The organism is Streptomyces sp. NBC_00859, from assembly GCF_045161865.1.
In the GTDB taxonomy this organism is placed as follows: domain Bacteria; phylum Actinomycetota; class Actinomycetes; order Streptomycetales; family Streptomycetaceae; genus Streptomyces.
This window is the reverse complement of sequence record NZ_CP108826.1, coordinates 4,336,804-4,351,409: the sequence shown is the minus strand read 5'-3', so window position 1 is coordinate 4,351,409 and position 14,606 is coordinate 4,336,804. Positions and strand designations below refer to the sequence as shown.

The window sequence follows — 14,606 nt, the reverse complement described above, 5'->3', positions numbered from 1 at the left end:
CCCCCAGTCTAGGAGCGGATTACTTGAAGAAGGCGATTCCGTCGTCAGGAAGGTCCTTCAGATCCTTCGCCCACTCGCTGGGGTCGACGGTCTTCTTCAGATGCGCGGACATGTAGGGCCGCAGCTCGACCTCCGGGGTGGCCTTCTCGCCCACCCACATGAGGTCACTGTTCACATAGCCGTAGAGCCGCTTCCCGCCGCTGTAGGGCCCGGAGGCCGCGGTCCGCGCGACCGCGTCGGTCACCAGGTCGATCTGCGGCTTCTGGTCGGCGAGCTCGCCGTACCAGATCTCGACGACGCCCTGGTCGCGGACCATCACGACCTCGACCTTGCGGTGCTCGTCGACGCGCCAGTAACCGGACTCGGACTCCAGCGGCCTGACCTTCTCGCCGTCGGAGTCCAGCACCCAGGAGTGCGAGACGTACTCGAGGAAGTCCCGGCCGTCGTGGCTGAAGGTGACTTCCTGGCCGAAGTTGCACTTCTCCTCGCCGGGGAAGTCGGCGACGCCGGCTCCCGTCCAGTTGCCGAGGAGGAAGACCAGGGGGACGAGGCTCGGATGCAGGTCCGAAGGGATCTCGATCATGAGGACTCAGTCGATCTGTGAGAGGGGTTCGGGCTACCGGCTGCCGCTGCCGCGCGTCAGCGCTGGCCCTGGTAGAGCTTCTTCACGGAGAGACCGGTGAAGGCGACCACGCCGACGCAGACCAGGACCAGCAGAGCGATGAAGATGGCGTCAAGCACGGGGTGCTCCTTGTATGAGCGACTGCACGGACGGCGGCGGCCGCGTGGACGTGAAAAGCAGGAAGGGCCGGGTCCCAGCCTAATGGGTGGAGGCCCGGCCCTCTCTGCGAGGTACGCGGCGGCAGGCCGCACGACGGCGGCGGTCCCTGGGCCGCCGCCGTCGTGCCGCTGCCCCTGTGCCGCTGCCCCCTGTGCCGCTGCTTGTGCCGCTGCCCCCTGTGCCGCTGTCAGCCGAGGAGCTGGCTCTGCAGGACGAGCGTCTGGTGGAACGGCACCGCCGGAGCCCCGCCCTTCCGGGTCTCGATGAGGAACGCGAAGGTGTCCCCGGCGACCACGGAGGCTGTCCTGGCCTGTGTGGCGCCGTACGGCCGCGTCTCCGCGAACACATTCATCGACACGTCCTTCGGAGCGCCCCTGCTGTCCCAGCTCTCGTCGAGCTCCGACGTGTCCGCCTCCACCAGGGACTGCCCCGTGTCGATCCCGGTGCTGCCCGCGTTGTCCTTGAACGCCTGGGCGAAGGCGGCCGACTCGAAGGTCAGCAGGTAGATGCGGGTGGACGTCCCGTCCGGCATCGTCCAGCCGCGTGCGGCGACATGCCGTACGTCGTAGTCGCGCAGCGCCATGGCGATGTCGGCCCGGCTTTCGGTTCCGTACTCGGACACGTACCGGCTGTCCGGCACCCAGCCCCCCGACAGCTTCGGATCGGCCTTCGCACCGGCCGGGGCGGGCAGCAGCAGATCACGGGCGTCCGCGGAGTGGATCTGCCCGGCGTTGCCCTCGTCGAAGGGCCGTGGCGCCCCGGAGGGCAGCGCGGGCAGCTTCAGTGCGGCGAAGTCCCAGCGCCCGTCGTCCGAGGTCGCCAGACCGGGGACATCGGTGCGGTGCATCGCGGTGATCCCGCACGCGGTCGCCGCCCCGAGCCCGCCGCAGACCGCGGCGGCCAGCGCCCAGCGGGCCACCGCGCGCAGCGCCCGGCGGTCCTTCAGCGGCTTGCGTTCGTCATGGAGCTGTCCGCCCGCCGGAACGTCCGCCACCGCGGCGTCCGACGGGACTCCGGCCGGGACGCCGGTCGTCAGAGGCGCCGTCATACGAGATCTCCAGGGGATTTGATGTAGTCGAGCTGACGGCCCACGAGCGCGGCGGCGGCGTCCTTGTGGGACGCCGTAGCGGTGAATGAGGCACTGACCGTGACCAGCACATCCCCTTCGTGTGCGATACAGGACATGGCGTCGACCGTGGACCTCTGCGCCCTGGGGAGCAGGAAGCACGCCGCACTGGAACGGTGGCCGTCGATCCCCGGTCCCGGCCGGCCTCCAGCCAGTTTCAGCAGCGCCGTGCGGGAGGTGAACTGATCACGGATCGTCTTCGTGTCCGTGGCCTTGGCGAGCTGGAACTGGACCACCAGTCCGTTGTCGTCGGCGGCGTACGAGCGCATGGCCTCACCCTGCACGCCCCACTTCTCCACCCGCTGGTTCCACTCGCTGCGCCTGGTGCCTGACAGGCCCTTGCCGCCCTCCTTGATCACGGCCTCGGCCTGCTTGGCGGTCAGTTCGGCGTCGTTGCCGTACGAGCCGATGTCCGGGCCGAGCCGGTACGGGCTGGTGGCGGGCAGCAGCAGCTTGCTGAGTGCGGTGTCGTGGCGCCCCTCGCCCGGCCGGCTCACCGTCTTCTTGCCCGAGGGCTGCGCGTGCTGCCCCCAGAGCCTGGTCGGGACCTTCGTGGAGGCGTCGCCGACGGTGGCCGAGATGTACGCGATGCCACCCCCGCCGGCGCCGAGCACGAGTACGGCCGGGAGCACGAAGGCCGCGATCCGGAGCGCCCGCGAGGCCGTTCGCGGAGGCCGGCCGCCGCCCCGCTCCGCGCCCTGCGCGCCGGATTCCGTACCGCCCTGCGCACGGACCTGGCTGCCGTCCTGGCTGCCTTCCCGTCCAGTGACCCGGTTGCCGTCCTGCCCGGCGCCCTGCGCTGCCCGTGCGCCGTTCACGTCATCGTCCGGTTCGTCGTTCACGTCCACGCTCGGTTCGTCGTTCACAGGCGCTCCAACTGCCGCTCGGCCAAGGTCCTGATGTCCTTCTCACTGATCGGCCGCGAGTCGAAGACGCTGATCTCGAACATCACATCGCCACGCCAGCCCAGTGCCATGGCCTCATAACCGGAGCCGTCCGGCGGGAGGAGGACGTACGTGGCGTTGCCGCTGCCCTTGACCGGGCCGCTGCGACCGCCGTCGCCGGTCAGATACTGCAGCTGCTCGGCGACCGTCCCCTGGGCAGCGAGACCGGACCCGGCGCGGAACTGCACAAGACGCACACTGACCGTCCGGTCCTGGCCCTGTGACCAGTCGCCGGCGGCGATCCGGCGGACGTCGTCCTGCGTCAGTTCGGTGAATTCTCCGGCGACGTTCACGTACTCCTGCGCGTACTGGCTCGCTGTGAGCCAGCCGCTGCGGGGCGCCACATTCCTGCTGTCGATCGGCAGACCCGCGATGTTCGCCCCCGGCGGTCCGGGCACGAGCTGCTTGCGCAGATCGCCGTCCGTGATGACCCTGCGATCGTCCTTTGCTGCCAGCGGGCCGCGGCCCGTGCCCTTGGCGAGCGGCTCGGCCGGGTACGTCAGCCCCTGCTGTGCCAGAGCGGGGAGCGGGGTCGGGGGCCGGCCTGCCTGGATCGTGAAGCCGACCGCGGCGCCACCGACGATGCCCAGGAAGGCCGCGGCGGCCACGATGAGCGTGGTCCGGCCGCGGCGGCGCGGCTCTCTCCCGTGGTCCTGCGCATCCTGCGCGCCCTGCGGTGCCGGTCCCCCAGGCTGCTGTTCCTGATGCTGTTCCTGATGCTGTTCCTGATGCTGTTCCTGATGTTCAGGAACGCTGTGTCGCGCTTCCAAAAGGGGTCCCCCCACGAGACCAGAGGCACAGATTCCGTATCTGCGCATCCAACTGACTCTCCGCGGCGGGCGGGGGTTGTACGGCCGCCGATTACAGTTCGGCCATGGCGCAGAAGAAGCTAGTGATCAAGGTGACCGCGGGTTCCGACGCACCCGAGCGGTGCTCCCAGGCCTTCACCGTGGCCGCGGTCGCGGTGGCCAGCGGGGTCGAGGTGTCGCTCTGGCTCACCGGTGAATCGTCGTGGTTCGCCCTGCCGGGGCGGGCCGCCGAGTTCGAACTGCCGCACGCGGCGCCGCTGCCCGATCTGATCGACTCGATCCGGGCGGGCGGACAGATCACCGTCTGCACGCAGTGCGCCGCCCGCCGCGACATCACGGAGCAGGACGTGCTGGAGGGCGTACGGATCGCGGGTGCCCAGCTCTTCGTCCAGGAGGCGATGGGGGACGGCGTCCAGGCGCTCGTCTACTGACACCGGCGGGCGATACCGGCTACCGGCGGCGTTTCTTCCCGTCCAGCTCGTCCCACCACTCGTCGGACGTGCGGTCTCCCGACGGCGGCAGGTCCGTGTGCTTCTCGGTGCGCTTCCCGGTGTTCCTGCCCGGGTGCTTGTCCGTGCGGGTGTCCGCGGACGAGCGCTCGGGCGGCGGCTCGTCCCACCAGCGGTCCTCGGGGCCGCGCCGGTTGCCCACGATCGCGGCGACCGGCGGGATCACCATCGCCACGAAACACATACCGATGGCCGCCGGAACCGACCAGAGACGTACGAAGGCCCAGGCGGAGACGAAGAGCAGCAGGCAGCCGCCCATCAACAGGAAATAGCCGCGCCGACGTCGCGAGTACATGCCTCCAGCGTAAGACCGATCGGCCCTGTCCGCCGGGGCCGTGCGGCCCGCCTCCTGCCGGTACACGTCCGCCCGGGGTCCGGGGTCCGCGCGCCGGGCCGGCGCCCCGGCGGCCCGGACCCGGACGGCACGGAGGGCCGCACCCTTTCCAAGTGGCGTCCAACCCCCTGGGGTGCGGCCCTCCGGCCGGTGCACGGGACGTGCACGTACTCCGTCAGACAGCGATCGCGATCTCCGCGAGGCCGCCGGTCTGCGCGACGACCGTACGGTCCGCCGTGCCACCGGGGACGAGGGCGCGCAGCGTCCACGTGCCCTCGGCCGCGTAGAAGCGGAACTGTCCGGTCGCCGAGGTCGGAACCTCGGCGGTGAACTCCCCGGTCGAGTCGAGGAGCCGCACATAACCGGTGACGGGCTCGCCGTCACGGGTCACGCTGCCCTGGATCGTGGTCTCACCGGGCTTGATCGTCGAGGCGTCCGGGCCGCCGGCCTTCGCTCCGCACATGCTGTTCTCCTGAGGGGCCTGAGAGGTTGGTGAAGGTCGGTACTACTTGTTGGCGCCGAGCTCGATCGGCACACCCACGAGGGAGCCGTACTCGGTCCACGAGCCGTCGTAGTTCTTGACGTTCTCCTGGCCGAGCAGCTCGTGCAGGACGAACCAGGTCAGCGCGGAGCGCTCACCGATGCGGCAGTACGCGATGGTGTCCTTCGCCAGGTCGACCTGCTCGTCCTCGTAGAGGGCCTTGAGCTCGTCGTCCGACTTGAAGGTGCCGTCGTCGTTGGCGTTCTTCGACCACGGGATGTTGCGGGCGCTCGGCACGTGGCCGGGGCGCTGCGACTGCTCCTGCGGCAGGTGCGCCGGGGCGAGGAGCTTGCCGCTGAACTCGTCGGGCGACCGGACGTCGACCAGGTTCTTGCTGTTGATCGCGGCCACCACGTCGTCGCGGTAGGCGCGGATCGACTCGTCCTGCGGCTTGGCCTTGTACGAGGTGGCCGGGCGGGACGGCACGGCGTCGACCAGGTCGCGGGAGTCGAGCTCCCACTTCTTGCGGCCACCGTCGAGCAGCCGGACGTCGCTGTGGCCGTAGAGCTTGAAGTACCAGAAGGCGTACGAGGCGAACCAGTTGTTGTTGCCGCCGTAGAGCACGACGGTCGTGTCGTTGCCGATGCCCTTCTCCGACAGCAGCTTCTCGAAGCCGGCCTGGTCGATGAAGTCACGGCGGACCGGGTCCTGGAGGTCCTTGGTCCAGTCGATCCGGATGGCGTTGCGGATGTGGTTCTTCTCGTACGCCGAGGTGTCCTCGTCCACCTCGACGATGGCGACCTGCGGGTCCTCGATGTGGGCCTCGACCCAGTCGGCGTCTACCAGGACATCGCTGCGGCTCATGCGGAATCTCCTCCGGGGGATGGGGAATCCCCTGCTCCTGCGGAGCCTGGGGAAGTGCGGCGGATGGTGCGGATGGTGTCGGCGTACGGATCCACGGAGACCGGGAGAAAGCGCGTCCGGCACCGCGGAGGATGGCCCTGACAAACGGTCGAAGGGCCCGGGGGATACGGGAGTCGGAGCTCCCGCTCAGAAGGCGCGACAGAGCATGGCGGCGACACGGCACAGGTCCACTGCCCGCCGCTTCGTGAGATCCGCCTGCTGCTTCATACGGTCGATCGTAGGGAAGTACGGGCGGGGATGTCACCGTCGTATCGCTGGCTGAGACGCGATCGTCCGCGATATGGGACGCAGCTTGAGCGGAACGCACGCGGCCCGAAGTTTCCACGGTTCCGTACTGCCCACCATCTGCGGACCGGACGCCCCCGTCTCACTATCCGGCCAGTGAGACGTTCGTTCCCGTGACACCGATGTCAACGCCGTCCGGTGTGGCCCGCACCTCGCTGAGCTTCAGGCCCGCGGGCAGCCCGCCGACCGCGCTCTCGAAGTCCGTCTTGTGCCGGACCAGGCCCTCCAGGCCGGGGATGCCCTCACCCGGCACCGTGTCGGCGTGCACCTTGATCCGGTTCGTACCCACCATGGTCACCGTCGATGTCACGCTGCGCGAGAGCGTGCGCCCGAGGACGTCGACCGAGCCGGTGACCTTGACCTTGCCGTTCCCCGCATAGGCGACCTTGGCACCGGAGCCCGACGCCCTGGTGAGGTCCTCGTACGAGATGTGCGCGCTGCCGCTGGCGCGCGCGGCCACGGCGCTGCTGAAGCTGCTGGAGACCGTGACGTCGTGGAGTTCGGCCCGCACTTCGGTGATCCGCACCTTCTGGCCCGACGCGTTCGCCTCGACGCCCTTGAGCGTGACGTCGACACGGCCGAGCTTCTTGTCGAGGACCTGGGTCAGGAACGGGAAGCCCTTGATGTCGACGTCGGGGGAGGAGGAGAGACCCTCGCTGCTGCGTATTCGGTCGGCCGCCTTGTTGTCCGCGAAGTACACCGCGATCCGGTCCGCGAGGACGAAGAGTCCGCCCAGCACCACGACAACGATGAGCAATGTCCGTAGTGCTCGCATGTCCGGTCGTCCCCCTGCTCGTACCCGAGTCCCCGCTGTGCCGGTGGCACGGGGGCGAGCCTAACCGCCCGTTCAGCCGATGATCCGGCCGATCAGGTAGATCGCGGGTGCGGCGGCGGAGAGGGGCAGGGCCACTCCGGCCGTCATGTGGACGAACCGGGACGGGTAGTCGTAACTCGCGACGCGCAGCCCGATCAGGGCGCAGCCGCCGGCCGCGAACCCGAGCAGCGCGCCCTGCATTCCGAGTCCGGTCGCAGCGCCCGCGAGGGCGCCCGCCGCGGCCGCCGCGACCAGCGCGGCGACGATCCCGGCGGGGCCGGGCAACGGGAGCGCACGGACCACGGCGGCGACCGCGACGGCCGTACAGCCGACGGTCACCGCGTCCGCCGACGCCGCGAGCATTCCCGTCGCGACGATGGTGAGCGCGGAGGAGGCGATGGTGGCCATCAGCCCGGCCATCCGCTCGTCGGCGGGCGCGTGGCTGCGCAGCTGGAGCACGAGCGTGAGCAGTACCCAGACACCGAGCGTGCCGATGATGGCCGCGGGCCCGTGGCCCGCGCCCGCGACGAGCAGTGAGATGTCCGCGACGACCCCGCCGAGGAAGGCGAGCGCGATGCCCTGCCGGGCGGGCCACATGCCGTTGAGCCTGAACCAGCCGGCGGCGGTCACGGCCTGGAGCACGAGGAGCGGCACGACCAGGGCATACCGCCCGCCGAACGCGGTGGCCGCGAGCAGGATCCCGAGCCCGGCAGTCAGCGCCGCGGGCTGCATCCCCGGAGCGATGATCGGCGACCGGCCCTCGGCTCGGGCCCGCTGGGCGTCGGTGATCCGCGCGTTACCGATGGTGGTGGGGGCGCTGTACGCGGGACCGTCCGCGGCGACCGCGGGCGCGGGCGCCTCCGCGACGGCGGGCTCGGGCTGCGCGGCGTACGGCGCGGGGGAGGGTGTCTCGGGCGGCAGGGGGAGCGACTGCGGCGGGAGGTAGGCGGAATCCGGCGCCTGCGGGTGCTGCGGTGCCTGTGGGGGCTGCGGGCCCTGAGCTGCGGGCGGGTCCTGGGGGGCCTGCTGAGCGGCGTACGGCTGCTGCTGGAACGCCTGGCCCTGGGGGACCTGGGGGGCCTGGGGGCCTTGGTGGGGCTGTTGGGCCTGGTGGGGCTGCGGGGCCTGGTGGCCCGGCTGGCTCTGGGGGCCTTGGTGGGCGTGGGGGCCTTGGTGCCCCTGGTGTGCTTGGGAGCCCTGGGGGATGTGCTGGTACGACGACTGCCCATCGGCGTACGGGCCCTGAGGCGCCTGCTGGTACGAGGGCTGCCCGGTCCCGGTCTGCTGCTGCTGCCCGTACGGGGCCTGCGGCGAGTACGGGGCCTGCTGCCCGTACGGGGCCTGCGGGGAGTACGGGGCCTGCGGGTGCTGGGGCTGCGGGTGCTGGGGCTGCGGCGGGGCGGTGTACCCCTGCTGGACCGGCTGGTACTGGGTGTCCCAGGTCTGCCCGTCCCAGGTCTGCGTGAACGGATCGTGAGCGTGCGGGTCCTGAGCCTGCGGGTCCTGGGGGTACGCGCCCTGAGCGTGCGGGTCCTGCGCGTACGCCCCCTGGTACCCCTGCGGATCCCGGTACCCGTTCGGGTCCGGGTCCTGGCGCGCCTGCGCCTGCGGGTCCCGGTAGGACTGCGGGTCCTGCGGGTGCGGGGGCTGCTGCTGCCCGTACGGATACGGCTGATCACTCATGTGGGGGGTCACCCTCCTGCGAACGGCGGGAGCACCTCGACCGTGCCGCCCTCGGCAAGCCGTACCGTCTCATGGCCGCGGGTCCCGACGGGGTCACCGTCGACGAGGAACGAGCATCGGCGCAGCACCTGCGCCAGCTCACCGGGGTGCCGCTCGCGCGCCCCGTCGAGAGCCTCGGCGAGCGTGGCGGCGGTGTACGGCTCCTCGGCTGTGCCTGCGGCGGCCTTGGCAGCAGCCCAGTAGCGGATGGTTCCCGCGGGCATGGGTACTCCTCATTGGTTTGCGTCGCGCGGCTCCATGATGCCGGGTGCGGGGCCACGACCGCTCCCCCCGCCCGCCGGAGGCCGGATCAAGCCCCCACGGCGATCGGGGAACCGGACCCGCGGGCAGCGCCCCCGAAGAGCCCCGGCGCGGGGCAACCGGTCCCGCCGGACTCGCCCCGCTACCGCATCAGCCACTCCCCCACCCGCTCCAGCAACTCGTCCCCGGCCGCGTTCTCGGCATGTCCCATTCCCGCCTCCACCCAGAGCTCCGCGGCCCCCGGCCCCGCCGCACCGGTCGCCGCCTGCGCCAGCATCCGTGGGTGGTCAAGCGGGAAATAGGGGTCACTGTCCCCGTGCACGATCAGCAGCGGGGTGGGGGCGATCAGCGGCACCGCGTCCACCGGCGACAGCGGAACCGGATCCCAGTCCTGCGTGTGGATGCGGGTACGGAGACCGAAGCGGCCCACCAGCCTCCCCAGCGGGCGCGTGACCACCCAGTGGAGCCGCCGCATCGGCGCCGTCCCCCGGTAGTACCAGCGCGCGGGAGCGCTCACCGATGCCACCGCGTCGGTATGCGCGTCCGGCCGCTCCCCGCCCGCCGAGCGGCCCTTCGGACCCCCCGCCCCGTAGAGCGCCGCGTGCCGCAGCACCACCGAGCCGCCCATCGAGAAGCCGACCGTCACCACCCGGCGGTGCCCGAGGCCGCGGGCCCACTCGACCGCCGCCGCCAGATCGAGCACCTCCTTGTCGCCCACCGTCGACCGGCCGCCCGACCGTCCGTGCCCCCGGAACGAGAACGTCACCACGGCCGCGTGCCGAGCGAAGACCCCGGCGGCGCGCCGCACCGCGGGCCGGTCGACCGACCCGGTGAACCCGTGCGCCACAACGATCGCCGTGTCGCCCGGACCTGCCGCGCACGGCTCGTACAGCGCCTCGACGGGCACCCCGTCAGCGGTACGGAGCACCACCCTCAGGTCGCCCGCAGTGACCAAGGGAACACCGGACATCCGGAAGCGGTCTTCTGGCGCAGAACTCATGTGGGCTATTCTTGCGGGATGAGGACCTGGGCAAAGTTGCCCCCAGGTCCTTTTGTGCTTTCGGCGCGTTGTATACGAAACGCGGCGGACGTGCAGCAGACCCCGGGCGCGGGGTATGCGGAGAAAAAAAGCAGAAAAAAGCAGTGCCACATACGCCCCCACTGCCTGAACGGCGTGGGAGGGGCCCCCGTCGCAGGGACCGAGGAGGAACCGACGTAATGGGCGAGCGATATATGCACGACCGTATGACGACCACGGCAGGTGGAGCGCGATGAGTTCTCTGCTGCTCCTGACCAATGCCCTCCAGCCGTCGACGGAGGTGCTACCCGCCCTCGGACTTCTGCTGCACAGTGTGCGGGTCGCTCCCGCCGAAGGCCCGGCTCTCATCGACACCCCGGGTGCCGATGTGATCCTCGTGGACGGGCGCCGCGACCTGCCCCAGGTCCGCAGCCTCTGCCAGCTGCTCCACTCCACAGGACCCGGCTGTCCGCTGGTCCTCGTCGTCACCGAAGGCGGCCTGGCGGCCGTCACCGCCGACTGGGGCGTCGACGACGTCCTGCTCGACACGGCGGGTCCTGCCGAGGTCGAGGCACGGCTGCGGCTCGCGACCGGCCGCCAGCAGATCACGTCCGACGACTCCCCGACGGAGATCCGCATCGGCGACCTCTCGGTCGACGAGGCGACGTACAGCGCGAAGCTCAAGGGCCGGGTCCTGGACCTGACCTTCAAGGAGTTCGAGCTGATCAAGTACCTCGCGCAGCACCCGGGCCGGGTCTTCACCCGCGCCCAGCTGCTGCAGGAGGTGTGGGGATACGACTACTTCGGCGGTACCCGCACGGTCGATGTCCACGTACGGCGGCTGCGCGCCAAGCTCGGCCCCGAACACGAGTCGCTGATCGGCACCGTACGCAACGTCGGCTACCGCTTCGTCACCCCGGAGAAGGTCGAGCGCGCGGCCGAGGAGGCCCAGGCCCAGGCCGTCGGACGGGCCGCCGAGGCACTGACCCGGACGGAGGGCGCCGGGGCCTCCCGGGAGGCCGCTGTCCGGCCCGCAGAACGGTAGGTCCAACAGCAGTTCCATCCGCGTAGACTGCCGCGCGTGGCCAAGGTGACGCGGGACGATGTGGCGCGACTTGCGGGGACTTCGACCGCGGTCGTCAGCTACGTCATCAACAACGGACCGAGGCCGGTCGCCCCGGCCACGCGCGAGCGGGTAGTCAACGCGATCAAGGAGCTGGGGTACCGGCCCGACCGGGTGGCCCAGGCCATGGCGTCGCGGCGCACCGACCTCATAGGGATGATCGTTCCGGACGCCCGGCAGCCCTTCTTCGCGGAGATGGCGCACGCGGTCGAACAGGCCGCGGCGGAGCGCGGAAAGATGGTGCTCGTCGGCAACTCCGACTACGTCGACGAGCGCGAGGTCCACTACCTGCGGGCCTTCCTCGGGATGCGGGTCTCCGGGCTGATCCTGGTCAGCCAGGGCATGAGCGAGCGCGCCGCGGCCGAGATAGAGGCGTGGGACGCGCGGGTGGTGCTGCTGCACGAGCGGCCCGAGGCCATCGACGACGTCGCTGTCGTCACGGACGACATCGGCGGCGCCCAGCTCGCCACCCGGCACCTGCTCGAACACGGCTACGCGTACGTGGCCTGCCTCGGCGGCGTCGAGTCGACCCCGGCGGTCGGCGACCCGGTGGCCGACCACGTCGAGGGCTGGCGGCGGGCCATGCAGGAGTCCGGACGCTCCATCGACGGCCGGCTCTTCCAGGCGCCCTACAACCGCTACGACGCCTACCAGGTGGCGCTGAAGCTGCTCGCGGGCCCGGACCGGCCCCCGGCGATCTTCTGCTCCACGGACGACCAGGCGATCGGTGTGCTGCGGGCCGCGCGCGAGCTGCGGATCGACGTGCCCACCGAGCTGGCGGTCGCCGGGTTCGACGACGTCAAGGAAGCGGCGCTCACCGATCCGCCGCTGACGACGGTGTACTCCGACCGTCCCGCGATGGCGCGCTCCGCCGTCGATCTCGTACTGGACGACGCGCTGCGGGTCGCGGGGTCACGGCGGGAGCGGCTGAAGCAGTTCCCGTCGGCGCTCGTCGTGCGCCGCTCCTGCGGCTGCGGCTGACTCCCCCACCGCGCTCACCCCGTCGTGCGGGCGGGGCCGGCCAACCCCGCCCGCACGACGGGCCGTCGGGGATCGCCGCCGGGCTTTATATCGGGCATACGGGGTTCTGTCCGGCTTCTCAGCGGGCACTCAGGGAACTCTCATGGTGCGTGGCAAGGCTATGAGACATGACCGAGAACCCGGAGCAGTACCCCAACCCGCAGCAGGACGATGCGTACGCGGCCCGGTCCTACCCGCCGCCCCCCGCACACCAGCCGTCAGCGGCCTGGCCGCCGCCGCCTCCGGCCGCCCCGGCGGACCACGGCAAGTCCCAGCGCGCGAGGCGCCCGGTCGCCCTGCTCGCGGCTGTCGCCATCATCGCCGCGGTCGTGGGCGGCGGTTCGGCGGCGCTCGCCGAGACCTTGATGGACAACGGCGGCAACAGCGCCGGCCCGGCGGGCACCGTCACCGGCACCACCGTCTCGCAGTCCAGCAAGGGCACGGTCTCGGGTGTCGCCCAGGCCGTCTCGCCGAGCATCGTGGAGGTCAAGGCGACCTCGACGGCGGGTCAGTCCACCGGCGCAGGCGTGATCGTCACCGCCGCCGGCGAGATCGTCACCAACAACCACGTGGTCTCCGGTGCCGACTCGGTCAAGGTCTCGCTGAGCAACGGCAAGACGTACACGGCGAAGGTGGTCGGCACCGACCCGGACAAGGACCTCGCGCTCATCAAGGTGGACGGCGCGTCCGGTCTCAAGCCCGCCTCGCTCGGCGACTCGTCCGGCGTCGCCGTCGGCGACCAGGTCGTGGCGATCGGCTCCCCCGAAGGCCTCACCGGCACCGTCACCAGCGGCATCATCTCGGCGCTCGACCGGGACGTCACCGTCGCCAAGGAAGACGGCCAGAGCCAGGATCAGGGGCAGAGCCAGGGCGAAGGCCAGGATCAGGGGCAGGGCGAAGGCCAGGGGCAGCAGGGCGGCGGCTCGGAGAACTGGCCGTTCCAGTTCGGTGGCCGGCAGTTCAACGGCAAGACCGGCGACTCCACCACCACGTACAAGGCGCTCCAGACCGACGCCTCACTCAACCCCGGCAACTCCGGTGGTGCGCTGATCAATATGAACGGCGAGATCATCGGTATCAACTCGGCCATGTACTCGGACAGTTCGCAGAGCAGCGACAGCTCCAGCGACGCCGGCAGCGTGGGCCTCGGCTTCGCCATCCCGATCAACACGGTCAAGGCCGACCTCGCGAACCTGCGCGCGGGCGGCAGCAACAGCAACTAGGCCGCGTCCGCGAAGTCGCTTCGTCGCCCGGAGGGCGGGCGCGCGGCGTCGCGGACACGGACCAGCCGCACCTCGCACCAACTGGCACCACCAGTCGGCGCCGTAGCGCGCCGGCATCACCCGGGAGGACCCCGTGACCGCATCCCCGCATGGCTCCGCCACCATCACCGTCACCGTCAACCGGGCCAGGCACGCCCTGCTCACCGCGGTCTCCTGGGCGGACCCCGCCGGCCTCGGGCTCCCCCTCGCACTGGCCCAGTCGCAGGCCGACCTGGCCGAGCGGACAGTCCCGGCAGAAGACACCCGCCGGAGCGGGCACACCACGCAGGCCGAGGGCACCGGGCGGACGGCGGCACGGGCTCCCGAGGTCCGCGCCCCCGCCCCGGCACCGGCCCGCTCCGAGGGGCGTGCCGCACGCCGTCGCCGGTCGGCCGTGCGAGGCTGAGGAGAGCCCGCCAACGACCGCCCGCGCCCCAGCGAACGAGGACAGCCAACCGATGAGCCCCGCCGAAGACGGCCGCGACCAGCAACGCATCCTGATCGTCGACGACGAGCCCGCCGTGCGCGAGGCCCTGCAGCGCAGTCTCGCCTTCGAGGGGTACGGGACGGAGGTCGCCGTGGACGGTCTGGACGCGCTGACCAAGGCGGGCCCGTACGAGCCGGACCTCGTCGTCCTCGACATCCAGATGCCCCGCATGGACGGGCTGACCGCGGCCCGCAGGCTGCGCGCCTCGGGGTCGACCGTCCCGATCCTGATGCTCACCGCCCGTGACACGGTCGGGGACCGGGTGACCGGTCTAGACGCGGGCGCCGACGACTACCTGGTCAAGCCGTTCGAGCTGGACGAGCTGTTCGCCCGTATCCGCGCGCTGCTGCGGCGCAGCTCGTACGCCGCCGCGACGGGCGAGGTCCCCGACGACAACGTGCTGGCCTTCTCCGACCTGCGCATGGACCTGTCCACGCGCGATGTGGTGCGCGGGGAGCGGCGGGTGGAGCTGACCCGCACCGAGTTCACGCTCCTTGAGATGTTCCTGGCGCACCCGCGCCAGGTACTCACCCGCGAGCAGATCCTCAAGGCGGTGTGGGGCTTCGACTTCGAACCGTCGTCCAACTCGCTGGACGTGTACGTGATGTACCTCCGCCGCAAGACGGAGGCGGGCGGCGAGCCGCGCCTCGTGCACACGGTGCGGGGTGTGGGATACGCGCTCCGGACCGGGAGCGCCGAGTGAGAC

General features: G+C 71.2%; 18 protein-coding genes. 6 read left to right on the top strand and 12 right to left on the bottom strand.

The window, feature by feature from the left end; translation table 11 throughout:
• Positions 1-19: 19 nt before the first annotated feature.
• From OG584_RS18780 to OG584_RS18765, 4 genes are all read right to left on the bottom strand, one after another.
• Positions 20-583: an FABP family protein gene (locus tag OG584_RS18780; RefSeq protein ID WP_405779293.1), complete on the bottom strand. Its 564-nt coding sequence runs from the start codon at positions 581-583 to the stop codon at positions 20-22.
• Positions 584-968: 385 nt separating this feature from the next.
• The gene (locus OG584_RS18775; RefSeq protein ID WP_405779291.1) at positions 969-1,829 is read right to left on the bottom strand and encodes a hypothetical protein; all 861 of its coding nucleotides are present in this window, start codon (positions 1,827-1,829) and stop codon (positions 969-971) included.
• Positions 1,826-2,773 carry a hypothetical protein gene (locus OG584_RS18770; protein ID WP_405779289.1) on the bottom strand — a complete coding sequence of 316 codons (948 nt, stop codon included), beginning with the start codon at positions 2,771-2,773 and terminating at the stop codon, positions 1,826-1,828. The genes OG584_RS18775 and OG584_RS18770 overlap by 4 nt, the downstream gene beginning before the upstream one ends.
• Positions 2,770-3,459 (bottom strand): hypothetical protein, encoded by a 690-nt coding sequence (locus OG584_RS18765; protein WP_405779287.1) that lies wholly within the window; start codon positions 3,457-3,459, stop codon positions 2,770-2,772. Before OG584_RS18765 ends, OG584_RS18770 begins: the two co-directional genes overlap by 4 nt.
• A 266-nt stretch (positions 3,460-3,725) precedes the next feature.
• Here OG584_RS18765 and OG584_RS18760 point away from each other — a divergent pair, with 266 nt between their 5' ends.
• Positions 3,726-4,091, top strand: a complete 366-nt coding sequence (locus OG584_RS18760; RefSeq protein WP_405779286.1) for a DsrE family protein — start codon at positions 3,726-3,728, stop codon at positions 4,089-4,091.
• A 19-nt stretch (positions 4,092-4,110) separates the two neighbouring features.
• Here the strand turns inward: OG584_RS18760 and OG584_RS18755 are convergent, their stop codons facing one another.
• From OG584_RS18755 to OG584_RS18720, 8 genes are all read right to left on the bottom strand, one after another.
• On the bottom strand, positions 4,111-4,464 hold the full coding sequence (locus OG584_RS18755) for a DUF3099 domain-containing protein (RefSeq protein ID WP_405779285.1): 354 nt from the start codon (positions 4,462-4,464) through the stop codon (positions 4,111-4,113).
• 214 nt (positions 4,465-4,678) lie between these two features.
• Complete coding sequence (locus OG584_RS18750; RefSeq protein WP_164259678.1) at positions 4,679-4,966, bottom strand: DUF1416 domain-containing protein; 288 nt, start codon at positions 4,964-4,966, stop codon at positions 4,679-4,681.
• Positions 4,967-5,008: 42 nt separating this feature from the next.
• Positions 5,009-5,848, bottom strand: a complete 840-nt coding sequence (locus OG584_RS18745; RefSeq protein ID WP_405779283.1) for a sulfurtransferase — start codon at positions 5,846-5,848, stop codon at positions 5,009-5,011.
• A gap of 186 nt (positions 5,849-6,034) precedes the next feature.
• A complete protein-coding gene (locus tag OG584_RS18740) occupies positions 6,035-6,115 on the bottom strand; it encodes an Ms5788A family Cys-rich leader peptide (RefSeq protein WP_356828304.1) in 81 nt (26 codons plus the stop codon).
• A gap of 163 nt (positions 6,116-6,278) precedes the next feature.
• Entirely contained in the window at positions 6,279-6,968 is a 690-nt protein-coding gene (locus OG584_RS18735) for a DUF2993 domain-containing protein (protein ID WP_405779282.1), read from the bottom strand.
• A 72-nt stretch (positions 6,969-7,040) separates the two neighbouring features.
• Complete coding sequence (locus OG584_RS18730; RefSeq protein WP_405779280.1) at positions 7,041-8,690, bottom strand: hypothetical protein; 1,650 nt, start codon at positions 8,688-8,690, stop codon at positions 7,041-7,043.
• Between the two features lie 8 nt (positions 8,691-8,698).
• Entirely contained in the window at positions 8,699-8,953 is a 255-nt protein-coding gene (locus OG584_RS18725; RefSeq protein ID WP_405779279.1) for a MoaD/ThiS family protein, read from the bottom strand.
• A gap of 179 nt (positions 8,954-9,132) precedes the next feature.
• Positions 9,133-9,990 (bottom strand): alpha/beta hydrolase, encoded by an 858-nt coding sequence (locus OG584_RS18720; RefSeq protein ID WP_405779277.1) that lies wholly within the window; start codon positions 9,988-9,990, stop codon positions 9,133-9,135.
• 271 nt (positions 9,991-10,261) lie between these two features.
• Between OG584_RS18720 and OG584_RS18715 the strand changes: the two genes are divergently transcribed.
• The 5 genes from OG584_RS18715 (at position 10,262) to OG584_RS18695 (ending at position 14,603) form a co-directional block, all read left to right on the top strand.
• Positions 10,262-11,053 carry a winged-helix domain-containing protein gene (locus OG584_RS18715; RefSeq protein ID WP_405779276.1) on the top strand — a complete coding sequence of 264 codons (792 nt, stop codon included), beginning with the start codon at positions 10,262-10,264 and terminating at the stop codon, positions 11,051-11,053.
• A gap of 36 nt (positions 11,054-11,089) precedes the next feature.
• Positions 11,090-12,112 (top strand): LacI family DNA-binding transcriptional regulator, encoded by a 1,023-nt coding sequence (locus OG584_RS18710; RefSeq protein WP_405779274.1) that lies wholly within the window; start codon positions 11,090-11,092, stop codon positions 12,110-12,112.
• 167 nt (positions 12,113-12,279) lie between these two features.
• On the top strand, positions 12,280-13,374 hold the full coding sequence (locus tag OG584_RS18705) for a S1C family serine protease (protein ID WP_405779272.1): 1,095 nt from the start codon (positions 12,280-12,282) through the stop codon (positions 13,372-13,374).
• Positions 13,375-13,507: 133 nt separating this feature from the next.
• Positions 13,508-13,819 carry a hypothetical protein gene (locus tag OG584_RS18700; protein ID WP_405779270.1) on the top strand — a complete coding sequence of 104 codons (312 nt, stop codon included), beginning with the start codon at positions 13,508-13,510 and terminating at the stop codon, positions 13,817-13,819.
• 52 nt (positions 13,820-13,871) lie between these two features.
• A complete protein-coding gene (locus OG584_RS18695) occupies positions 13,872-14,603 on the top strand; it encodes a response regulator transcription factor (protein ID WP_405779269.1) in 732 nt (243 codons plus the stop codon).
• Positions 14,604-14,606 lie beyond the last annotated feature (3 nt).